Source organism: Azospirillum sp. B506, from assembly GCF_000333595.1.
GTDB lineage: Bacteria > Pseudomonadota > Alphaproteobacteria > Azospirillales > Azospirillaceae > Azospirillum.
Genome location: NZ_BADK01000395.1, coordinates 1 through 21,245, shown reverse-complemented (window position 1 = coordinate 21,245; position 21,245 = coordinate 1). Strand labels below are relative to the sequence as shown.

Here is a 21,245-nt window from a genome sequence, read left to right as displayed (position 1 = left end):
TCTGGCGGTCCAGCGGGCGGTGTAGTCGATCAGCGCCGCGTCGCCGCGGCTGCGCACCTGCTCGATGACGCCGGCGACCAGGGTCTGGACATCCTCGCTGGCCTCGCGCTTGGCATGCAGCAGCGCCTCGAAACCGGCGGCGAAGTCCGCGTCGCGAATATCAAGCCTGACGGGCATTCACCGCCTCCCGGAACTTGTCGATCCACTGAGAAATCTCGGCCGTCCGCGTCTTGAAGGCGGCGCGGTTGACGATCAGGCGCGAGGTGACGTCGGCGATATGCTCCACCTCCACCAGCCCGTTGGCCTTCAAGGTCGAGCCGGTGGACACCAGATCGACGATGCGGCGGCACAGGCCCAGCGTCGGCGCCAGCTCCATCGCCCCGTTCAGCTTGACGCATTCGGCCTGGACGCCGCGGGCGGCGAAGTGGCGCTTGGTCACCTCCGGGTATTTGGTGGCGACGCGCACATGGCTCCAGCGCGACGGATCGTCGCCCTCCATCATCTCCGCCGGTTCGGCGACCGACAGGCGGCAGGCGCCGATGCCGAGGTCGAGGGGCGCGTAGATCTCCGGATAGTCGAACTCCATCAGCACGTCGTTGCCCGCGACGCCGAGATGGGCGGCGCCGAAGGCGACGAAGGTCGCCACGTCGAAGGAGCGCACGCGGATGATGCTGAGGTTCGGCACATTGGTGGCGAAGCGCAGAAGCCGGCTCTTGTCGTCGTCGAAGGCCGGCTCCGGATGGATGCCGGCATGGGTCAGCAACGGGCGCAGCTCTTTCAGGATGCGGCCCTTGGGCAGGGCCAGCACGAGCTGGTCGTCGACAGGAACCTCGGCGGCCGGCAAGCCCAGGGCGCTGGTATCGGCGGACAAAACACTCTCCTCGCATCGCTCGCCGGGGCGGTGTGGCGGCCCCGGATGAACCATCGCCGGGATAGATAGCACATTCCGCGCGCCCGTCACCTGTCGCTGTCGCGCTGCAGAGATTTTACGTGTATAGTTTGCTTAATGAGAAATTTCACACAAGATAGAAAATTTTGTTTGACTCAAACTCCATCGAAAGAGTAGATAAAACCCATGGACGCCCCGCCGGGGCATCCCGCGGCAATTTGACTTCTGCAGCTTGCGCCGCGTCACCAAACGCTAAAGCGCCACGATACCGGTCGTGGACCTCTTCAAGAAGGAGAGACCGGAATGACATCGCGAGTTTCCGCTCCCCCATCCGTGCTTCGGACCGCTTCCCCGGCCTGCATGATGCGTTCGGGCCTGTGTTGCCGCTGATCCCGCGGCCCCAAGACACAGCGCCCATCCCGCACATCCGCCCGTCCTGAAGAACGCATTTGCGCCGCCGCCCCGCCGTGCCTGGGGGCCGCCGCGGCAAAGGGGAGCCTCTCGCCATGACCCACGCCAACGCCTACGCCATCGAAGTCCAGGGCCGTTCCGCCGGCATCGTCGTTGCCGAACGCGGCGGCTACACCTTCTTCGTGTCCGATTGGGCTTTCCGCGATCTCGACCGCCGCGTCTTCCGCAATGTCGGACAGGCCCAGCGCGCCGCCCACCAGCATTACAGCCGGCTGCCCGACACCCGCCGCCGCTGACCCCCGATCAATGCCCGCTGCCAAGAAACCCTGAGGAAAGCCCCCATGAAGCGCATCCTGATGTCGGTGGCCGTCGCCGCCGGCCTGCTGACCGCCGCCACCTCCGCTTTCGCCGCCCCGCTGAAGCTCGGCGTGTCGGCCGGCCCCTATGGCGAGATCCTGGAATTCACCGCCAAGCTGGCCGCCAAGGAGGGCATCGAGGCGCAGGTGATCGAGTTCACCGACTGGAACATGCCGAATGCCGCGCTCCAGGCCGGCGACATCGACGCCAACAACTTCCAGCACCAGCCCTTCCTCGACAATCAGGTGAAGCAGCGCGGCTACGACATCGTCTCCGTCGCCAAGAGCGTCGTGGTGCCGATGGGCGTCTACAGCAGCAAGGTGAAGGCGCTGGCCGACCTGAAGCCGGGCGCGTCGGTGTCGATCCCCAACGATCCCACCAACGGCGCCCGCGCCCTGTTCCTGCTGGCCAAGGCCGGCGTGATCGGACTGAAGGACGGGGCCGGCCTCAACACCACCATCGCCGACGTGGTGAACCCGAAGGGCATCAAGCTGGTGGAGCTGGACGCCGCCCAGCTGCCGCGCTCGCTCGACGACGTGGATGCGTCGGTCATCACCCTCAACTATGCCGTGCTGGCCGGATTGGAGCCGAAGAAGGCCCTGGTGCTGGAGGATGACCAGTCGAAGTGGAACCTGGTGTGGGCGGTCCGCAAGGATCGCATGGAAGACCCGACGATCAAACGCTTCATTGCGCTGTATCGTTCGCCCGAAGTGCGGCAGTTTATCGAAACGCGCTTCAACGGTTCCATCATTCCGACGTGGTGAGGGAGGCTGGGGGACGCTGGACGTCCCCTTTTGCCGAATAAATGATGATAACGCTAACAAACATTCATAAGACTTACGCGGCGCGCGGCGGCGGGGCTTCGGTCCATGCGCTGGCCGACATCGACCTTTCCATCGGACGCGGCGAGGTCTTCGGGATCATCGGGCGCTCCGGCGCCGGCAAATCCACCCTGCTGCGCACGGTCAACCTGCTGGAAAGCCCGAGTTCGGGCAGCGTCACGGTGGACGGGGTGGAGATGACCACCCTGTCGGCGGCGGAGCTGCGCAAGGCCCGCCATTCCATCGGCATGATCTTCCAGCACTTCAACCTGCTGTCCTCGCGCACCGTCTTCGACAATGTCGCGCTGCCGCTGGAGCTGGCCGGCATGGCCGGAGCGGAGATCCGCAAGACGGTGGAGCCGCTGCTCGACCTCGTCGGGCTGGCCGACAAGCGCGACCGCTATCCGGCGGAGCTGTCGGGCGGGCAGAAGCAGCGCGTCGGCATCGCCCGCGCGCTGGCCAGCAAGCCGAAGGTGCTGCTGTCGGACGAGGCGACCTCGGCGCTCGATCCGGAGACGACGACGCAGATCCTGCATCTGCTGGCCGACATCAACCGGCGGCTCGGCCTGACCATCGTGCTGATCACCCACGAGATCGCCGTCATCAAGGAGATCTGCCACAAGGTGGCGGTGATGGAGAATGGCCGGGTGATCGAACAGGGGCCTGTCTTCGACATCTTCGCCCATCCGAAGCACCCGACCACCCGCAGTTTCGTCGATCCCGTCATCAACCGCGGCATCCCCGACAGCCTGCGCGACCGGCTGTCGCACCAGCCGGGACCGGGCAGCAACCCGGTGCTGCGCATCACCTTCACCGGCGAGAAGGCGACCACCCCGGTGATCAGCGCCATCAGCCGCCAGCTGAACCTGGACCTGAACATCTGGCACGGCCAGATCGACGAGATCCAGGGCGCCCCCTTCGGCACGCTGGTGGTGGAGGCGCTGGGCGACACGGCCAAGGTCGAGGCCGCCATCGCGCTGGTGAAAGAGAACAATCTGGGTGTCGAGGTGTTGGGCCATGCTCTCCCCGCAAATCATTGACCTGCTGATCAAGGGGCTGATCGACACGCTGCAGATGGTGGCGGTGTCGGGCGCCATCGGGACGCTGATCGGCCTGCCCATCGGCGTGATGCTGGCCGTCACCGGCCGGGGCGAGCTGTTGCAGAATTTCGCCTTCAACAAGGTGATGGGGGCGGTGGTCAACATGACCCGCTCCACCCCCTTCATCATCCTGGTGGTGGCAATCATCCCCTTCACCCGGCTGATCGCCGGCACCTCCATCGGCACCAATGCCGCCATCGTGCCGCTGACCGTCGCCGCGGCGCCCTTCATCGCCCGCGTGGTGGAGAATGCGGTGCGCGAGGTGGATCGCGGACTGGTCGAGGCGGCGCAGGCGATGGGCGCCACGCCGTTCCAGATCATCAGGAAGGTCCTGCTGCCGGAAGCCCTGCCGGGCATCGTCGCCGGCCTGACCCTGTCGGCGGTCAGCCTGATCGGCTATTCCGCCATGGTCGGCGCCGTCGGCGGCGGGGGCTTGGGCGATCTCGGCATCCGCTATGGCTACCAGCGCTTCCTGCCGGAGGTGATGCTGGCGGTGGTGATCGTGCTGATCGTGCTGGTGCAGATCGTCCAGTCGACGGGCGACCTGATCGCCCGCCGGGTCAACAAACGCAATCTGAAGTCCTGACCAATAATACCCGAGGAGTGTTCGAGATGCTGCGCTTCCGTTCGCTGGCTTCCCTGCTGGCTGGCGCCGCCACGATGGCCATCGCTTTCGCTGCGCCCTTTGAGAGTGTGGCCGCCGAAACGATCAAGGTCGGCGTCACCGCCGGTCCGCATGCCCAGATCCTGGAAGCGGTGAAGCCCATCGCCGCCAAGGACGGGCTGGACATCCAGATCCTGGAATTCACCGACTATGTCATCCCGAACCAGGCGCTGGCCGGCGGCGATCTGGACGCCAACAGCTTCCAGCACCAGCCCTATCTGGACAACCAGGTGAAGGACCGCGGTTTCGATCTGGTCAGCGTCGGCAAGACGGTGGTCTATCCCATCGGCATCTATTCCAAGAAGGTCAAGAGCCTGGAAGAGCTGCCGACGGGCGCCAAGTTCGCCATTCCGAACGACCCGACCAACGGCGGTCGCGTCCTCTTGCTGCTGCAGGCCAAGGGCCTGATCAAGCTGAAGGACGGCGGCACCCTGAAGGCCTCGCCCATCGACATCGTCGAGAACCCGAAGAAGCTGGAGATCGTCGAGCTGGACGCCGCCCAGCTGCCGCGCTCGCTGGACGACGTGACCGCCGCCGCGATCAACACCAACTTCGCGCTGGAGGCCGGCATCGACCCGGTCAAGGACGCCATCGCGCGTGAATCGGCCGACAGCCCCTATGCCAACGTCATCGCTGTCCGCAAGGCCGACAAGGACAAGCCCTGGGTCGCCAAGCTGGTGAAGGCCTACAACAGCCCCGAGGTGAAGGAGTTCATCCTCACCAAGTTCAAGAACGCGGTGGTTCCTGCTTTCTGAGGTTGGCAAGGATACGCCCGGCGGCGCCGAGCGCGTCGCCGAGCGATCCGCCAGCCTTCGGGCAGAACAACCTCATCGACGGATACCAGGGCCGGCAGCCGGTGCCGAGCGCCGTCCAGTCCCCCGCCGGCCCGATCCGCCAGACCGGCACGCCGAGCGCGCCGGCCATCTCCGCCACCGAGGTTCCGGCGGAGACCACCAGATCCAGCGCCGCCGTCAGGGCCGCCGCACCGTCGAGGTCGTTTTTCAGGTCGAGCGGCGGGCGGTGGATGGCGATGCCGAAGCGCCGTTCGGCGTTGGCGAGTTCGGCCTCGCACTCGTCATATTGAAGGTTGACGAGGCGCAGGCCGGGCAGGGTGAGGATCGGCGCCCAGTCGGTCAGCGGGGCGTAGTTGGCGTCGCGCAACGCGCCGCGCAGGCTGCTGCGCCAGCACAGGCCGACGGTCAGGGCGGATCCGCTGCCACCCGACCAGTCCCGCCACCGCTCCACCGCCGCCTCCTCGGCGCGCAGCCATCCGCCCTGTTTCGCAAAGCCGGAGACTCCCCAGCCCAGCCGCAAGGGCAGCGACCCGGCCGGGATGTGACAGTCGGCGTCCGTCGGATCCTCGGTCGCCGCGCGCACCGTCGCCTGCGGGAAGGAGCGCGCGATCAGGGCCGCCAGCCGCGGCTCGCATTCCACGATGACCCGGCCGGCGCCTGAGAGAATGCGGGCGATCAGGTCGGGGTAGCAGGCGCTGTACATCAGCTCGTCGCCCACCCCCTGCTCGCGCCATACCAGAAGCGTCTTTCCCGTCAGGTCGCCGCCGTCCCAGGCGGGAATGCGGAAGCGCCGGTCGGGCAAAGCCTGTCCGGCGGCGAAGCGGGCCTCCAGCCCGGTCCAGCCGATGTCGAGGTCTCCCCGCGCCAGCGCCGCATAGCCGCGGTTGAAGGCGGCGAGCGTCAGGGTCGGGTCATCCTCCACCGCCCGGCGATAGGCCGCATCGGCCTCCGCCGGCCGGCCGGCGGCATGGAGCGCGTTGCCGGAATTGTAACGCCACTCCGCCCGCAGCGGCTCCAGCGCCAGCGCACGGCCCCAGCCCTTCAGCGCGGCGTCGAGCCGGCCCTGCCGTTGCCGCAGGTCGGCCAGCCCGGCCCAGCCGGTGCCGGCTCCGGGGGCGAACAGGATCACCCGCCACCAGGCCAGCCCGGCGGCGGTGCCGTCGCCCGCCCGTTCCAGCGCCAGAGCGAAATTGCCCAGCGTGCCGAGATCGCCGGGACGGCCCTGGAGCGCCGAGCGCAGATGTGCCACTGCCTCGGCCGGGCGGTCGAGCGCCAGGGCGGCCAGCCCGAGGTTGCTGAGCGCCGCCGGATCGCCGGGGCGCAGGCGCAGCGCCCGGCCGGCGGTGCGTTCCGCGATGGCGGCATGGTCGGGATTGCGCAGGGCTTCCGCCGACAGGGCGGTCCAGGCCTCCGCCAAGGCGGGGTCGAGGGCGAGCGCCCGCTGGAAGAAGGGCCAGCCTGCTTCACCCATCGCCTGCCGCGCCAGTCCGGCATTGGCCCACAGCCCGGCATGGAAGGGGGCGAGGCGGCGTGCCGCGTCGGTCGCCTCCGCCGCCTCGGCGGCCGCCCCGCGGGACAGGTGCAGGGCACCGAGATTGCCGAGCGCCTCCACGTCTTCGGGAGCGAGGGCGGTGGCGACCAGCCAGTCGGCTTCGGCGTCGGCCAGGGCGCCCATCTCCTGGTGGGCCAGGGCGCGGCGCTTGTGACGGTCGGCGGTCGGCTCCACCGCGATGGCGCGGCCCAGCAGGGTGGCGGCGATGTCGGGACGGCCGGCCTGATGGCCGAGCAGGGCGTAGCCCTCCAGCGCCGCCGGCACCTCGCCGACTTGGTCGAGGATGCGTTGGTAAGCCTTCTCCGCCTCGGGCCAGCGGCCGGATTCGTGCAGGCCGCGCGCCTCGGCCAGCCACTTATCGAGGGGTGGGGCGGCGGGCGGAGGCGGGACAAGACGACGCAGCTCTGCCGCCATGCGCGCCAGCACATCCGGCAGTCGCTCGCCGGAGCGGGCGCTCCACAGCCGCATGGAGGGGAACCAGGGCCGCACGCCGCTGCCGAGCGCCGTCCAGTCGCCCGCCGGGCCGAAGCGCCAGACCGGCACGCCCAAGGCACCCGCCATCTCGCCGACCGAACTCGCCACCGTCACCACGAGGTCGAGGTTGGCGATCAGCGCCGCCACGCCTTCCAGATCGTTCTTCAGGTCGGTGTCCGGCCAGCGGCGGATCGTCACGCCCAGTTGCGCCTCGACGGCGGCAATTTCCGCCTCGCGCCCGTCATATTGCAGGGTGGCCGGGATCAGGCCGGGCAAGGTCAGCAGCGGCGTCCAGTCGGCCAGCGTGGTGTAGGAGGCCTTGCGCTCCCCCAGCATGTTCTGGCTGCCCCAGCAGATGCCGACGCGCAGGCCCGGTCCCAGCGCCGCCAGCCGTTCGCGCCATTCCGCCAGCCGCAGCGGATCGGGTGCCAGCCAGGAGGAGCGGGCGGGGAAATCGGCCAGGGTCGGCCGCAGCAGCCGGGGCAGCGATCCCATCGGCAGATGGGCGTCGGCGTCGGTGGGCGCGGCAGTGGCGGGATCGGCCGTCTGCGCCCGCACCGTGACGCCGGGCAGGGCGCGGCCGACCAGCCCGGTCAGGCGGGCATCGACCTCGACGATCAGCGTTCCCGGCCCGAACCGCGCCGCAAGGTCGGGCAGGGCGGTGCCGAACATCAGCTCGTCGCCCAGCCCCTGCTCGCGCCAGACCAGCAGGCGCTTTCCCGGAGTTCCGTCCCAGGCCGGCAGGGAGACGCTGCGCCCGGCCGACACCCGGCGCGAGGCGAAGCGGGCCTCATACTCGTCCCAGCCCTCCGCCAGCCGACCGCGGCCGAGCAGCCGCAGGGCGAGGTTCCAGCGGGCCAGCGCGAAGCCGGGGGCGTGGATCAACGCCTGGGCGTAGAGCGCCTCCGCCTCGTCGCCGCGGCCCTGCGCCTCGCGCAGCAGGGCGAGGTTCACCATCGTCTCGGCATCGCCGGGGGCCAGCCGCAGGGCCTCCAGATGCGCCGTCTCGGCCTCGGCGATGCGGCCGGTCTCCTTCAGCACGACGCCGAGGTTGGTCAGGGCGGTGGCATGGCCGGGGTCGAGCCGCAGGGCGTGGCGCAGCGCCGTTTCCGCCTGGGCATACTCGTCCTGCGCCCGCAGCAGCGTGCCGAGATTGGCCCAGGCCTCGGCATAGCCGGCATTCAGGTCCAGCGCGCGGCGGTAATGGACAGCGGCCTCGGCGAGCCGGTCGCTCTCCTGCAAGGCGCTGCCCAGGCTGTTGTGCGCCTCCGGGTAGGCCTCGCGCAGGGCGAGTGCCCGGCGGTACTCCGCCTCCGCCTCCGCCAGCCGGCCGAGCGCGTGGAGGGCAAGGCCGAGATTGGCGTGCTGTTCCGCCATGCCGGGGCGATGGGCGATGGCCTTGCCGATCAGACGGGCGGCGTCCGCGTCCTGGCCGCGCTGGTGGTGCAGCACGCCCAGCAGATGCAGCGCGTCGGCGTTCCGCCCGTCGGCCGCCAGCATGCTGCGGTAGGTGCGCTCCGCCCCCTCCAGGTCGCCGGCGCGGTGGTGGGCCAGCGCCTCGCGCAGGAGGGCGGCCAGTCGGGCGGGGGCGGCGGAGGACGGCATCGGGCGGGGGCCGGATCGAAAAGGACGTGCCGTCTCGATAGCACGAGTCTGCCGTGAGTCGCCTACGCAAAATATCGGAAGCAATTTAGGGGACTGGCGTGACCCCCTTCATTCTGTATACTTGATCTCGCTTCGGCTTCGCCGGTCGATCTCCATCCAAAAGGCGTATATCTTGAGTAAGACTGCAATCATCGTCGACGACAGCAAGCTTTCGCGTATGCATGTGCGGGCAATGGTCTTGCGCAACAAGCCGGACTGGTCGGTGGTCGAGGCTGCGAACGGCGACGAACTCTTCAGGACGTTGCAGGACACGCCGGTCGATGTTGCGATCATCGACTACAACATGCCCGGCGACAACGGGGTGGACACCGCCGCCAAGCTGCGCCGGAGCCATCCGGGGGTGCACATCGCCATCATCACCGCCAATGCCCAGGACGCGGTGGTATCGGGCATCCGTGCGGTCGGCGCCGCCTTCATGCCCAAGCCGCTGGAGGAGGAGCAGGTCGCCCGTTTCCTGAACTCCACCGCCCTGCCGCCGCGCCGCGCCAACCCGGCCCCGCAGGAGTGAGCGCTTCCATGGTAAGAACCTAGGCCATGCTGAGCGATCTGGAGCGCGACGCGCTGGCCGAATTGGGCAACATCGGCATCGGCCGGGCATCGACGGCGCTCGGCCGCATGCTGGGCGGGCTGGTGACCCTGTCGGTCCCCTCGGTGGAGATGGTGCCGCCGGACACGGTGGCCGGGCTGCTCGACCGGGCGCTGTCGCCGCCGCTGGTGGGCATCTCGGAACGGCTGGGCGGGCTGTTCGCCGGCTGCGCCCTGCTGGCCTTTCCCCAGGCCGGCAGCCTGCCCCTGGTGCGCGCCGCCCTGCCGCCCGGCGTCCCGGCCGACGACGTGCCGGAGCTGGAGGACGAGGTATTGGCGGAGCTGGGCAACGTCGTGCTGAACAGCGCGCTGGCGCTGGTCGCCAACCTGCTGGGCGAACCGGTGGATACCGGCCTGCCGGCGGTGCTCCGCGGCAGTGCGGCGGAGATCCTGCGGCGCTGTTCGGGACCGGTTCCGACCGCCGACAGCGCTGCCGTGCTGTTCCACATCGACCTGCGGACCAGCCTGCCCAACGGGAACGCCAACGGCGACAGCAGCGACGAGGGGGGCGTGGTCGGCGGGCGGGTGGTCCTGCTGCTCGACGCCGGCTCGGCCGGGGCGCTCAAGGCGACGCTCGGCCGCTACATCGGCCGGCTGGTCGCGTAACGGCAACAAGAACAACCGGCTGGAAAGACGGGTAAGGACCATGGCACTCATCAAGAAGACCAAGATCGACACGGCGCGCACCGCCCGGACCAGAGCCGGCGGCGCCGACGAGGGTCCGGAGCGGTCCGCTGTCGCCGGCGAGGCCGCCGCAGCCGTCACCCCGGCCGCCCCCACGCAGAGCACGCCGCAGCGCCGCCGGGCGCGCGCCGATTCGCGCCGCCGGCAGGCCGCCAGCGGCATCGCCGCCGCTTCCACCGAGCTGGCCAGTGGCGTCACCCAGGCGGCGGCGGCGGCGGAAGAGCTGCGCCGGGCCATGGAGCAGATCGCCGCCGGGGCCGAGCAGACGGCTGGCGCCACCCAGGAATCCCAGCGCATGATCGGCCGGGCGTCGGAGCTGCTGACCCGCTCGCGCGGCACGGCGGAACAGGCGGTCTTGCGGGTCGAGGCCTTGCAGGCGACGCTGAAGGACGTCAGCGGCCAGATCCTGTCCTCCATCGACGGCATCGTCCGCGCCGCCGAACGGCAGGAGGCCTCGGTCCGGCTGGTCCGCGACCTGGAAACCCAGGCGAAGGAGATCGGCACCATCGTGCAGAGCGTCGCCGCCATCGCCGACCAGACCAACCTGCTGGCGCTGAACGCCGCCATTGAGGCGGCGCGGGCGGGAGACGCGGGCAAGGGCTTCGCCGTCGTCGCCGACGAGGTGCAGGCGCTGGCCGAACGATCGGAGCGCAGCGCCAACGACATCCAGGCGATGGTCGCGGAAATCCAGGATGCGGTCGCGGCGATCGCCGCCGGCATCGTCGCCTCGTCCGACGCGGCGAAGGCGGAGGTGGAGCGCGGGCGCAGGATCATCCAGCAGCTGGAAGGCGTGCGGTCGGATATGTCGACCATCGTCCAGGGCGCACAGGAGACGATCCGCGCCGCCGTGGAGGCCGATCAGGCGGCGCGCGAGGCCCTGCGCGGGGCGGAGACCATCGCCGCCAGCGCCGAGGAACAGTCCGCCGCCGCCGAGGAGGCGTTGAGGACGGCGGGCGAGCAGGCCCTGGCCCTGGCCCAGAGCCAGCGCGCCGCCGGCCAGCTCTCCGAACTGGCCGAGGATCTGGAGGGCACCGCCGACCTCGCCGCCACCGCCGACGAACTGGCATCCGCCGCGGAGGAGCTGTCGGCCGCCATCGAGGAGATCAACCGGGGGGCGGCCCAGATCATGACCGCCATCGGCCAGATCTCGGGCGGGGCGCAGTCGCAGAGTGCGGCCACCCACCAGCTGGCCTCGGCGATTGCCGAGATCGACGCCGCGGCGACGCTGGCCGCCGGGCGGGCCGGCGAGTCGGTGGAGCGCTGCACCGCGATGGAAGGGCTGCTCGGCGAGACCCGCGAGACCATCGGCCGGCTGGCCGACGGGATGCTGGAGGCGGTGGACTCCTCCCGCCGGGCCGGGGAGAGGCTGGACGCGCTTGAGCGGATCGGCCGGCGCATCGACAAGGTGGTGGACGCCATCGCCACCGTCGCCATCCAGACCGGGATGCTGGCGGTCAGCGGCTCCATCGAGGCGGCACGGGCGGGAGAGTTCGGCCGCGGCTTCACCGTGGTCAGCGGCGACATCCGCAAGCTGGCCGGCGACAGCGCCGAAAGCGCGGAACGGGTGAAGGACATCGTCCGCGCCATCCAGGACCAGATGCTGCGGGTGCGCCGCGACGTGGAGGAGGTCTCGGCGACGGCAGTGACGGAAATCGCCCGCCACCGTGCCTTCGGCGTCACCCTGACGGCCGGCGCGCAGGAGCTGCGGGTGGTCACCGCCGGCAGCCGCGAGATCCTGGACGCCGCCAACGAGACCACCGGCGCCCTGCGCGAGACCCGGGTCGGGGTGGAGCAGGTGGCCGCCGCCGCCGCCGCCGCGAACCTCGCCGGCTCCGAAGCGGCCAAGGCCGCGCGGGAACAGGCGAAGGGAGCCGAGGAGCTGGCGTCGGCAATCGAGGAGATCGCGGCGATGGCCGACAGCCTGCTGGGCGCGGCTTGACCGCCGCGGCCGGGGACGCGGCGGGCGATGGCGATGGCAGCGCCCTTGCCCTTACCCTCGCCTTCGTCACGGTGGCGGTCGGCGGCCTGCGCCTTGCCCTGCCGCTGACGGCGGTCCATGCGGTGATCCGGCTGCCGGAGCTGGTGCGCATCCCGCTGGGGCCGCCCAGCCTGGACGGGCTGGCGCAGTGGCATGGCGAGGCGGTGCCGGTGCTCGACCTTGGGAAGGCGCTGGGGGCCACGGCCTTGGGCAGGCCGGGCGGTGCGCCCGCCACGCGGGAGACGCGCGTGGTGCTGGTCGGGCATCGCGGCCAGCCGGTGGGGCTGCGGGTGGACTCCATCGCCGGCATCCTGCGTGCCGCCCCCGACCGCATCGATCCGTTGACGGAGGAGGAGGGCGGGCTCGATCCCGCCCTGCTGAACGGCCTGCTGCGCGACGGTCCGGCCACAATCCTGAAGCTGGACGCGCTGATCGACCGCCAGTTCGGCGACGGGGCGGAGGCGGAACCGACGGACCGGGGAGCGGTTGCGGCGGTTGGCTTCGGTCCCGTGCCGGCCGGCGGACCGGGCACCAACACCGGTAGCGCCAAGGGTGATGTCGACAGGCAGGCCTTGCTGGTCTTCGAGGTCGCCGGGCAGGAATTCGCCCTGCCGGTGAATCGCGTGCGCGAGGTCCTGCCGGCCCCGCGCGAGGTCGCCCGCATGGCGCGGGCCAAGGCGCATCTGCTGGGGGTGATGGCGGTGCGCGACCGGCTGCTGCCGCTGGTGGGCCTGCGCGCCCTGTTCGGTCTGGACGGGGCCGGCGGGCCGGCGGCCGGGCGCCGCGTCGTCGTCGTGCGCTCCGGAAGCGGGCCATTGGGCGGCGATGGGGCGCCGGTCGGGGTGCTGGTGGACGAGGTGCATGAGATCCTGCGGCTCGACCCGGCGCAGATCGACCCGGTGCCGCCGCTGCTGGCCCGCGAGCCGGAGTTCGAGGATTTGGACGGCATCGCCAGATCCGAGGGGGGACAGCGGCTGGTTTCGGTGCTGTCGGCGGAGCGGTTGTTCCGTCATGGCGCGGCGATCGGCGGCGATGCGGGCGGCGAAGCAGGCGGAGAGGGGAGCGGGATGGAGCCGGCACGGCCTGCCGAGGGGACTGGACTCGGGGAGCGCTTCGTCGTCTTCCGCCTCGCCGGGGCGGAGTACGGCCTGCCGGTCGCCGCCGTGCGCGAGGTGCTGCGCCGGCCCGACAGCGTCACGCCGCTGCCCAAGGCGCCCGACTTCGTGACCGGCCTGCTGACCCTGCGCGGCGAGGTGCTGCCGCTGATCGACCCGCGCCGGCTGCTGGACCTGCCGGCCGCGGCGGCCGACTCCGCTGGCCCCTCTGCCGACCTGGAGCGCGGGCGGGTGGTGGTGGTCGGGCGCGACGGGCTGCTGGCCGGGTTGCTGGTGGACGGCCTGTCCGGACTGCTGACCGTTCCGGCGGATCGGATCGGCCCGGCACCGGCGGTGTCGGCGGCGCAGCGGCGGCTGATCCGCCGGGTGGCGACGCTGGAGTCGGCGAGAGAGGATGGTGGCGGCGCCCGCCTGATCCTGCTGATGGACGCGGACAGCCTGCTCGACATGGACCGGCTGGCCGGCCTGCTCGTGACCCCGCCGTGACGAGGGGAGCGGGGAACGGTGTGCGGACGGTGCCGGTGGTGCTGGTGGTGGACGATTCCGCGCTGATGCGCCGGCGGATCACGGATCTGCTGGGGGAGGCCGGATTCCGGGTGGAGACCGCCGCGACGGGGGAGGAGGCCCTGGCCCGCCTGCCGGTCCTCGACCCGGACGTGGTGACCCTGGACGTCACCATGCCCGGCATGGACGGGCTGGCCTGCCTCGCCCGCATCATGGTGGAGCATCCCAAGCCGGTGGTGATGGTCTCCGCCCTCACCGGGGCGGGGGCCGAGGAGACGCTGGAGGCACTGCGGCTGGGGGCGGTGGAGGCGGTGCAGAAGCCGGCTGCCGGCTCCATCGGCCGCATCGGCGAGGAGCTGGTGGAGACAGTGCGCGCCGCCGCATCCGCCCGCCCGCGCCGCGTCCACGGCCTGCGCGAACGGCTGCGGCTGGCCCGCGCCCGCATCGCCGGGGAGGATTTCGTGGCGCCCGCGCTGCCGGCGCCGTCGTCTCCGGCGGCTGCGGGCGGGGAGGGGCAGGGGGTGGTGCTGGTCGGCGTCTCCACCGGCGGTCCCAGCACGCTGGAGGACATCCTGCCGCTGCTGCCCGCCGATTTTCCCTGGCCGGTGGTGGTGGCCCAGCATATGCCGGCCGCCTTCACCGCGACGCTGGCCCGCCGCCTGGACGAGCTGTGCGCGCTGCGGGTGGTGGAGGTGGAGCGGGCGACGGTGCTGGAGCCGGGCATGGTCTGCATCGCCCGCGGCGGTGCCGACGTGGAGCTGGCGCGGCGCGGCGGACGGCTTCAGGCGGTCTCCGTCCCGGCCTCGCCCGACCGGCCCTGGCATCCCAATGCCGACCGTCTGGTGACCAGCGCTCTGCGGTTGCTGCCGCCCGACCGGCTGGTGGGGGTGCTGCTGACCGGCATGGGCAATGATGGGGCGGCATCGATGGCCGAACTGCATGCCCGCGGCGGCCGCACCATCGCCGAGTCGGAGGACAGCGCCGTCGTCTTCGGCATGCCGCAGGACCTGATCCGGCGCGGCGGGGCCGGCGTCGTTCTGCCGTCGGACCGGGTCGCCGGCCAACTGACCCGCTGGCTGCTGCCCGTCGCGCGACGGATCGGGACGGAATAGGGAGTGATGCCATGGGACTGGTGAAGAAGAAGGCCGCTCCGGAAACCGCCCCGGCCGGCACCGAGGTCGCGCGCGATCCGCTGGCTGCGCTGGAGGATGCCGAGGCTTCGGCCCGCCGTGACGCCGCCCATGCGCTGGGCCATGCGGCGGTTCCGGGGGCCGAGGCGGCGCTTGCCCGCCGGCTCCAGGCGGAGGGCGACGCCGGTGTGCGCGAGGCGATCCTGACCGCGCTCGCCCGCATCGCCACGCCCGACGCGGCGGCGGCCCTGGTCTCCTTCCTCGACCGCGAGGATGCTGCGCTGCGCAACGCGGCGCTGGAAAGCCTGCAGCAGATGCCGGCGGAGGTCGCCGCCCCGGCGCTGCTGCCGCTGCTCGACCATGCCGACGCCGACCTGCGCATCTTCGCGGTGCAGGGGCTGGGCAGCCTCGTCCATCCGGCAGAGTCGGCTTTCAGACGGGCCGACTGGCTGGCCCGGGTGATGGAGCGCGACGCCGACGTCAATGTCTGCCTCGCCGCGGTGGAGGCGCTGGCCGAGGCCGGGAGTCCGGAAGCGCTGTCCAGCCTGGAGGCGCTGGCCCGCCGCTTTCCCGCGGACGCCTTCGTCGCCTTCGCCGTCGACGCCGCCCGTTCCAGTTTCCGCGGCGGGTGATCTCCTGTGACCGACGCCGTGCCGGAAGGCCTGTCCCAGGAGGATTATGCGACGCTGTGCGGATTCCTGCGGGAGCGCACCGGCCTGTCCTTCACCGAGGCCAAGCGCTATTTCGTCGACCGCCGCGTCGCCGCCCGCATGCAGGCGGTCGGGGCGGCTGACCTGCGCGCCTATATGAATCTGCTGCGCTTCCAGGCATCGGGAGAGGAGCTTCAGCGGCTCGTCAACCTGATGACGGTGAACGAGACCTATTTCTTCCGCGAGAAGTATCAGTTCGACTGTCTGGTGAACTCCGTCCTCGACGAGCTGGTGCGGGGGCGGCCGGCGGGATCGCGGCTGCGCATCTGGTCGGCCGGCTGCGCCAGCGGGGAGGAACCCTATTCCATCGCCATCATGCTGCTGGAAAACTGGCATCGGGTGGACGATTACGAGATCGAGCTGCTGGCGTCCGACATCGACAGCGCGGTTCTGGACCGCGCGCGCGAGGGCATCTATGACGAGCGCGCCCTGCAGGGGCTGCCGGCCCATCTGCGCGCCAAATATTTCCAGCCCCTGCGCGGAGCGGTCGGTGCCGGCGGGCCGCGCTGGCGGATCATCGGGGATTTGCGGGACTCGGTCGATTTCTCGCTGGTCAACATCACCGACCCGCGGCAGGTGCGGGCGTTCCGCGGGGTCGATGTGATCTTCTGCCGCAACCTGCTGATCTATTTCGACGATCTGGGCCGACGGGAGGCGGCGAGCATGTTTCACGATGCCCTGGCGCCGGGCGGCTTCGTCTGCCTCGGCCATTCGGAAAGCATGAGCCGCATGTCCTCGCTGTTCGTCCCGCGCCGCTTCCCCGACGCCATCCTCTACCAGAAGCCGGTGGACGGAGGTGGGGCATGAGCGGGCCGCGCGTGCTGGTGGTCGACGACGCCGTGACCGTGCGCGCCTTCAGCCGCCGGGTGCTGGAGGCCGACGGCTTCGTGGTGGACGAGGCGGTGAACGGCATCGAGGGGCTGGAACGCGCCATGGCCGTACCGCCCGATCTGGTGATCGTCGACGTCAACATGCGCAAGATGGACGGCTATACCATGCTGCGCGTCCTGCGCCGCGATCCGGCGCTGCGCGACGTGCCCGCCATCATGATCAGCACCGAATCGAAGGACAGCGACCGCGAGCAGGCCCTGCTGGCCGGCGCCAACTGGTACATCGTCAAGCCGCCGCGGCCGGAGATGCTGGTCGAGGCGGCGCGGCTGCTGACCGGCCGGCCGCCCGGCGGGGAGGGGGCGCCATGAGCGATCTGTTCGACCAGTTCGTCGTCGAGGCCCAGGAACTGCTGGAGATGGCGGGCGCCGCCCTGCTGGCGCTGGAGCGCGACCCCGCCGACCGCGCGTCGGTGGACGAGCTGTTCCGCGCCTTCCACACGCTGAAGGGGGCGAGCGGCCTGTTCGACATGGCGCCCTTCACCCGGCTGGTCCATGCCGGGGAGGACACGCTGTCGCTGCTGCGCGACGGGCGGATCGCCATGATGCCGGATTTGGCCGACCGCCTGTTCCGCGCGCTCGACCAGTGCGCCCGCTGGGTGGCGGCGCTGGAGGCGGGCGGTGCGTTGCCGGCCGATGCGGCGGATGCGGCGGAGACGCTGGTGCGCGGGCTGTCCGGCCGGGCGGCGGCGGAGGGCGCTGCCGCCGCTGCCGGCGGGCAGGCGGACGGCTTCCCCTGGGTGACGACGCTGACCGGGGAGGAGCGGGCCGCGGTGGGCGAGGGCGGGCCGACCGCCACCCTGACCGCCATCGACTACACGCCCGATCCGGAGTGCTTCTTCACCGGCGACGACCCGCTGGCGCTGTTCCGCCGGGTGCCCGACCTGCGGCTGCTGCGGATCGAGCCGGCGGAGCCGCTGCCGCCCCTGGCGCAGATGGACCCCTACCGCTGCATCCTGCGCTTCCGAGCGCTGAGCGGTGCCGCGGTGGAGGCGGTGACGCACGCCTTCCGCAGCGTGCCCGATCAGGTGCGGATCGGCAGCGTGACGCTGGCCCCTGCCATGGTACCGCCCTTGCCGGTGCCGCCCTCTGCCACGCTGCTTCTCCCGGCGCCGCAGGGATCGCTGGCGGCGGCGATGCTGGCGGAGCAGGCGCGCATCCTCGACCTGCCCGGCAGCACCGCGGAGTGCCAATCCCGCCGCGCCGCGGTGGCCCGCGCGGTCGCCGCGATCCTGACGGCGCTGGGGCGGCCGACCGACCGCGGTGCGGTGGCGGGCGCCTGTGGCGACGCCGCGGCGCTGCGCCGTTTCCTGGCCGAGGGACCGGTGGAAAAGCCTGTGGTGGCCGGGCCGCCGCCTGCCGCCGCGTCTCTCCCGCGCCGTGCATTGCGGGTCGAGCCGGAGCGGATGGATGCGCTGATGGCGCTGGTCGGCGAGCTGTCGGTGGTGAAGGGGCAGCTGGGGCCGCTGGTCGGCCGTGCCGGGGACGGCGAACTGGCGCGCGACATGAAGGCCTTCTCCGCCCGGCTGGACGCGCTGGTCGGCGACCTGCGCCATGCGGCCCTGCGCTTGCGGCTGCTGCCGTTGGCCCGCGTGTTCGACCCGCTGCCCCGGCTGGTGCGCGACACCGCCCGCCGGCTGGACAAGACGGTCGAGCTGGTGCTGGAGGGGGCGGAGACGGAAGCCGACAAGGACATCCTCGACGTGCTGGGCGAGCCGCTGCTGCATCTGGTGCGCAACGCGCTGGACCATGGCATCGAGGCGCCGGAGAGGCGGACCGCCGCCGGCAAGCTGCCGGGCGGCACCCTGCTGGTCCGCGCCTTCCAGGACAAGGGCGGGGTGGTGGTCGAGGTATCGGACGACGGCGCCGGCATCGACCCGGCGGCGATGCGCCGCGCCGCCGTCGCCAAGGGGCTGCTGGAGCCGGAGGCTGCCGCGGCGCTGGCCGATGCCGACGCCGTGCGGCTGGTCTTCGCCCCCGGTTTCAGCACCGCCGCCGCGGTTTCCGACCTGTCCGGCCGCGGCGTCGGCATGGATGCGGTGCGGGCGGCGGTGGAGCGGGCCGGCGGCCGGGTGGAGATCGCGTCGGCCCCCGGCAGGGGCACGCGGGTGCGGCTGTCGCTGCCGCTGACGCTCAGCATCACCCGCGTCGTGGCGGTGGAGGCGGCGGGATCGCTCTACGGCATTCCGGTGGCGCTGGTCGGCGGTGTCCAGCGGGTGGCGCGGGCCGAGATCCGCGCGGTGAAGCGGGCGGAAAGCATCGTGCTGCGCGACCGGGTGGTGCCGTTGGTGCGCCTGCGCCGCCTGCTCGGCCAGCCCGACGACGAGCGTCAGCGCGCCGCCGACTGCGTGGTGCTGGTCGAATTGGGCGACGGGCCGGTGGCGGTGGCGGTGGACGATGTCGGCGAGCGCGCCGACGTGGTGCTGCGGCCGATGACCGGGGTTTTGCGGGGCCTGCGCGGCTATGCCGGCACGGCGGTGCTGGGCGACGGCCGGCTGATCCTGGTGCTCGATTTGCGGGAGCTGTTGTGATGCCGATCCGCTATGATGCCGATCTTGCCCGCTTCGAGGCCGCCTGCACGGCGGAGGACGCCCTGCCGCTCGCCGAATGGCTGGAGGCGACGGCCGCCCCGCGCGTCGATCTGTCCGCCTGCACCGACCTGCACACCGCGTTGCTGCAATTGCTGATTGCCGCGAAGCCGGCGGTGACGGCCGGGCCGGAGGAGGCGTTTCTGGCGCGCTGGGTGGGGCCGGCGCTGGGCTGCGGCATCCCCCTCTCCCCCCCGGGGAGAGGGCCGGGGTGAGGGGGATGCACGGCGCGGATTCATTGGGGTGCGGAGATGTGCAATCTTTGAAGATCATCGCCGCGCCTCACCCTAACCCTCTCTCCGCTTTCGGCGGATCTTCGATCCGCCTGTCGCGTCAGCGCAAACTTCGTTTGCGCGTGAGCGGGGGGGAGAGGGGATCTCCGGATCTATCCCCTCCCAGCGGTCCCTGAACACCAGATCCTCCAGCGGCAGGCGCTTGCGCCAGCCCTTGGTTTCCAGTTCCGGCGTCGCCTCGAAATGGGTGACGTGGCCGAGGCAGAGATAGGCGATGGGGACGATCCGCTCCGGAATGCCGAGCGCCTGTTTCAGCGCGTCCTCGTGCAGGATGCTGACCCAGCCGACGCCGAGCCCTTCCGCCCGCGCCGCCAGCCACAGATTCTGCACCGCGCAGACGCAGCTGTAGAGATCCATCGCCGGCATGTGGGTGCGGCCGAGAACCACCGGGCCGGAGCGCTCGCGGTCGCAGGTGATGCACAGGTTCACCGGCGCCTCGCGGATCCCCTCCAGCTTCAGCCGGCTGTAGAGGTCGCGCCGTTCGCCCTCGAACATCGCAGCCGCCTCGTCGTTGGCACGGGAGAAATCGGCGTGGATGCGGGACTTCACATCCTGGTCGGTGATGACGATGAAGTTCCAGGGCTGCATGAAGCCGACCGACGGCGCATGGTGGGCGGCCAGCAGGATGCGGGTCAGCACCTCGTCGGGCACCGGGTCGGGGCGGAACTGCCCGCGCACGTCGCGGCGGGAGAAGATCGCCTTATACAGCGCGTCGCGCTCCGCCGGGGTGAAAGCCTCCTCCATGTCCTACCCCCGCGCGATCAGGTGGAAGAAGGACCCCAGCGCCAGCCCGCGCCGGCTGCCGAGTTCGCCCAGGTCGCTGCCGTCCGCCGCCGTCGCCTGCAACAGCGGCGCGTCGTCGCCACGGGACAGCGTCGAGGCATAGTGGAACTCGTGCCCCCGCAGCAGCGCTCCGGCCGGCCCCAGCGGCCCGTCGGCCAGCAGCGTGGCGCGGCGATAGCCCAGATGCAGACGCCGCTTGGCGAAGGAGGTACGCACCCGCAGCAGACCGGCCATCGGGTGGGTGACGCCGTCGGCATCCTCCAGCGTTTCGCCCATCACCATGTAGCCGCCGCATTCGCCATAGACCGGCACCCGCTCCGCCGCCGCCCGCAGGCCGTCGAGGAAGCGACGGTTGGCGGCGAGGCGGCCGGCATGCAGCTCCGGATAGCCGCCGGGCAGATAGACGGCGTCGGCATCCGCCGGGGGCGCCTCGTCCGCCAGGGGGGAGAAGACGCACAGCTCCGCCCCCGCCGCCTGCCAGCCGGCGGTCAGGTGCGGGTAGACGAAGGTGAAGGCGGCGTCATGCGCGATGGCGATGCGCTGGCCCAGCGGCGGCAGGGCGGGGGCGTCGCTGCCCGGCCCGGCCTTGGATGGCTTTGCCAACGCGACGACGCGGTCGAGATCGACATGCTCCGCGATGAAACGGCCGAGTGCCGCCAGCCGGTCGGCCAGCCCCTCCGTCTCGTCGGCCTGGACGAGGCCGAGATGGCGTTCGGGCAGGCTGAGGTCCGGCGCGCGCGGCAGGGAGCCGAGGACCGGGAGTCCGAGTCATCCTTGGAACCCATCCAAAAAGCTGCCACACTGCGCGCCGGACACCGTTCGTACCCACAGCATCGCCGCCCCACAATTCCATGGACATGAGCGTGAAGAAGACCAGCATCAACGCGGCATGGCGGGGGCTGGCGAATTGCCGGGGGTGCGGCATCCGGGACTCGGCGCTTTTCGCCGACCTGACGGAAGCCGATTTCAACCTGATCCACCTGCCGATCGACGAGATGACGGTGGCGCCAGGGGCCGCGCTCTACCATGTCGGCGACGAGCCGGCGGCGCTCTACACCGTGCGCGGCGGGCTGGTGAAGCTGGTGCAGTATCTGCCCAACGGCGGCCAGCGCATCGTCCGGCTCCTGCGCACCGGCGACACTGCCGGGCTGGAGGCGGCGCTGGGCGAACCCTATCGCCACACCGCCATCGCCATCCATCCCGTCCTGACCTGCCGCATCCCGCGCGCGGTGATCCAGCGCCTGTCGGAGAAACGCAGCAC

Annotated in this window: 19 protein-coding genes and 1 pseudogene; 16 read left to right on the top strand and 4 right to left on the bottom strand. The window is 71.3% G+C overall.

Annotated features, from left to right (window positions below):
• Window positions 1–160: 160 nt before the first annotated feature.
• Window positions 161–925, bottom strand: a complete 765-nt coding sequence (gene hisG / locus I71_RS12190; RefSeq protein WP_244433787.1) for an ATP phosphoribosyltransferase — start codon at window positions 923–925, stop codon at window positions 161–163.
• Between the two features lie 470 nt (window positions 926–1,395).
• Here hisG and I71_RS12185 point away from each other — a divergent pair, with 470 nt between their 5' ends.
• From I71_RS12185 to I71_RS12165, 5 genes are read left to right on the top strand one after another with little or no spacing between them, the layout of a single operon-like run.
• Window positions 1,396–1,596: a hypothetical protein gene (locus tag I71_RS12185; protein ID WP_042695120.1), complete on the top strand. Its 201-nt coding sequence runs from the start codon at window positions 1,396–1,398 to the stop codon at window positions 1,594–1,596.
• 45 nt (window positions 1,597–1,641) lie between these two features.
• On the top strand, window positions 1,642–2,421 hold the full coding sequence (locus tag I71_RS12180; RefSeq protein ID WP_042695119.1) for a MetQ/NlpA family ABC transporter substrate-binding protein: 780 nt from the start codon (window positions 1,642–1,644) through the stop codon (window positions 2,419–2,421).
• Window positions 2,422–2,465: 44 nt separating this feature from the next.
• Complete coding sequence (locus tag I71_RS12175) at window positions 2,466–3,518, top strand: methionine ABC transporter ATP-binding protein (RefSeq protein WP_042695125.1); 1,053 nt, start codon at window positions 2,466–2,468, stop codon at window positions 3,516–3,518.
• Entirely contained in the window at window positions 3,496–4,164 is a 669-nt protein-coding gene (locus I71_RS12170) for a methionine ABC transporter permease (protein WP_042695118.1), read from the top strand. Before I71_RS12175 ends, I71_RS12170 begins: the two co-directional genes overlap by 23 nt.
• A 26-nt stretch (window positions 4,165–4,190) precedes the next feature.
• The gene (locus I71_RS12165) at window positions 4,191–4,997 is read left to right on the top strand and encodes a MetQ/NlpA family ABC transporter substrate-binding protein (RefSeq protein ID WP_042695117.1); all 807 of its coding nucleotides are present in this window, start codon (window positions 4,191–4,193) and stop codon (window positions 4,995–4,997) included.
• Here I71_RS12165 and I71_RS12160 read toward each other — a convergent pair.
• Window positions 4,969–8,667: a tetratricopeptide repeat protein gene (locus tag I71_RS12160; protein ID WP_042695116.1), complete on the bottom strand. Its 3,699-nt coding sequence runs from the start codon at window positions 8,665–8,667 to the stop codon at window positions 4,969–4,971. The genes I71_RS12165 and I71_RS12160 overlap by 29 nt on opposite strands.
• A gap of 172 nt (window positions 8,668–8,839) precedes the next feature.
• On the opposite strand from I71_RS12160, the gene I71_RS12155 reads away from it, so the two are divergent.
• From I71_RS12155 to I71_RS12110, 10 genes are read left to right on the top strand one after another with little or no spacing between them, the layout of a single operon-like run.
• The gene (locus I71_RS12155; RefSeq protein ID WP_042695115.1) at window positions 8,840–9,235 is read left to right on the top strand and encodes a response regulator transcription factor; all 396 of its coding nucleotides are present in this window, start codon (window positions 8,840–8,842) and stop codon (window positions 9,233–9,235) included.
• 26 nt (window positions 9,236–9,261) lie between these two features.
• Entirely contained in the window at window positions 9,262–9,918 is a 657-nt protein-coding gene (locus I71_RS12150; protein WP_042695114.1) for a chemotaxis protein CheC, read from the top strand.
• A 40-nt stretch (window positions 9,919–9,958) separates the two neighbouring features.
• Window positions 9,959–11,935: a methyl-accepting chemotaxis protein gene (locus I71_RS12145; RefSeq protein ID WP_042695113.1), complete on the top strand. Its 1,977-nt coding sequence runs from the start codon at window positions 9,959–9,961 to the stop codon at window positions 11,933–11,935.
• On the top strand, window positions 11,932–13,575 hold the full coding sequence (locus I71_RS12140; RefSeq protein WP_042695112.1) for a chemotaxis protein CheW: 1,644 nt from the start codon (window positions 11,932–11,934) through the stop codon (window positions 13,573–13,575). The genes I71_RS12145 and I71_RS12140 overlap by 4 nt, the downstream gene beginning before the upstream one ends.
• Window positions 13,576–13,604: 29 nt before the next feature.
• Complete coding sequence (gene cheB, locus I71_RS12135; RefSeq protein ID WP_085940717.1) at window positions 13,605–14,705, top strand: chemotaxis-specific protein-glutamate methyltransferase CheB; 1,101 nt, start codon at window positions 13,605–13,607, stop codon at window positions 14,703–14,705.
• A gap of 11 nt (window positions 14,706–14,716) precedes the next feature.
• On the top strand, window positions 14,717–15,355 hold the full coding sequence (locus tag I71_RS12130; protein WP_042695111.1) for a HEAT repeat domain-containing protein: 639 nt from the start codon (window positions 14,717–14,719) through the stop codon (window positions 15,353–15,355).
• A 6-nt stretch (window positions 15,356–15,361) separates the two neighbouring features.
• A complete protein-coding gene (locus tag I71_RS12125; protein WP_042695110.1) occupies window positions 15,362–16,240 on the top strand; it encodes a protein-glutamate O-methyltransferase CheR in 879 nt (292 codons plus the stop codon).
• Entirely contained in the window at window positions 16,237–16,632 is a 396-nt protein-coding gene (locus I71_RS12120) for a response regulator (protein ID WP_042695109.1), read from the top strand. The genes I71_RS12125 and I71_RS12120 overlap by 4 nt, the downstream gene beginning before the upstream one ends.
• Window positions 16,629–18,851: a chemotaxis protein CheA gene (locus tag I71_RS12115; RefSeq protein WP_042695108.1), complete on the top strand. Its 2,223-nt coding sequence runs from the start codon at window positions 16,629–16,631 to the stop codon at window positions 18,849–18,851. Before I71_RS12120 ends, I71_RS12115 begins: the two co-directional genes overlap by 4 nt.
• Window positions 18,851–19,123 (top strand): hypothetical protein, encoded by a 273-nt coding sequence (locus I71_RS12110; protein ID WP_042695107.1) that lies wholly within the window; start codon window positions 18,851–18,853, stop codon window positions 19,121–19,123. Before I71_RS12115 ends, I71_RS12110 begins: the two co-directional genes overlap by 1 nt.
• 72 nt (window positions 19,124–19,195) lie before the next feature.
• Here I71_RS12110 and bluB read toward each other — a convergent pair whose 3' ends face one another.
• Entirely contained in the window at window positions 19,196–19,945 is a 750-nt protein-coding gene (gene bluB, locus I71_RS12105; protein WP_244433786.1) for a 5,6-dimethylbenzimidazole synthase, read from the bottom strand.
• Window positions 19,946–19,948: 3 nt separating this feature from the next.
• Window positions 19,949–20,737 (bottom strand): annotated as a pseudogene (locus I71_RS12100) (cobyrinate a,c-diamide synthase); the annotation flags it as partial.
• A 104-nt stretch (window positions 20,738–20,841) separates the two neighbouring features.
• Between I71_RS12100 and I71_RS12095 the strand changes: the two are divergent.
• Window positions 20,842–21,245, top strand: a 404-nt coding sequence (locus I71_RS12095; RefSeq protein ID WP_244433785.1) for a cyclic nucleotide-binding domain-containing protein, incomplete at its 3' end; no start/stop codon positions are given.

Bases quoted from the DNA above. Each gene is read 5' to 3' on its own strand.
- hisG (WP_244433787.1), bottom strand. From the start codon at position 925: ATGGTTCATCCGGGGCCGCCACACCGCCCCGGCGAGCGATGCGAGGAG.
- I71_RS12185 (WP_042695120.1), top strand. From the start codon at position 1,396: ATGACCCACGCCAACGCCTACGCCATCGAAGTCCAGGGCCGTTCCGCC.
- I71_RS12180 (WP_042695119.1), top strand. From the start codon at position 1,642: ATGAAGCGCATCCTGATGTCGGTGGCCGTCGCCGCCGGCCTGCTGACC.
- I71_RS12175 (WP_042695125.1), top strand. From the start codon at position 2,466: ATGATAACGCTAACAAACATTCATAAGACTTACGCGGCGCGCGGCGGC.
- I71_RS12170 (WP_042695118.1), top strand. From the start codon at position 3,496: ATGCTCTCCCCGCAAATCATTGACCTGCTGATCAAGGGGCTGATCGAC.
- I71_RS12165 (WP_042695117.1), top strand. From the start codon at position 4,191: ATGCTGCGCTTCCGTTCGCTGGCTTCCCTGCTGGCTGGCGCCGCCACG.
- I71_RS12160 (WP_042695116.1), bottom strand. From the start codon at position 8,667: ATGCCGTCCTCCGCCGCCCCCGCCCGACTGGCCGCCCTCCTGCGCGAG.
- I71_RS12150 (WP_042695114.1), top strand. From the start codon at position 9,262: ATGCTGAGCGATCTGGAGCGCGACGCGCTGGCCGAATTGGGCAACATC.
- I71_RS12145 (WP_042695113.1), top strand. From the start codon at position 9,959: ATGGCACTCATCAAGAAGACCAAGATCGACACGGCGCGCACCGCCCGG.
- I71_RS12130 (WP_042695111.1), top strand. From the start codon at position 14,717: ATGGGACTGGTGAAGAAGAAGGCCGCTCCGGAAACCGCCCCGGCCGGC.
- I71_RS12120 (WP_042695109.1), top strand. From the start codon at position 16,237: ATGAGCGGGCCGCGCGTGCTGGTGGTCGACGACGCCGTGACCGTGCGC.
- I71_RS12115 (WP_042695108.1), top strand. From the start codon at position 16,629: ATGAGCGATCTGTTCGACCAGTTCGTCGTCGAGGCCCAGGAACTGCTG.
- I71_RS12110 (WP_042695107.1), top strand. From the start codon at position 18,851: ATGCCGATCCGCTATGATGCCGATCTTGCCCGCTTCGAGGCCGCCTGC.
- bluB (WP_244433786.1), bottom strand. From the start codon at position 19,945: ATGGAGGAGGCTTTCACCCCGGCGGAGCGCGACGCGCTGTATAAGGCG.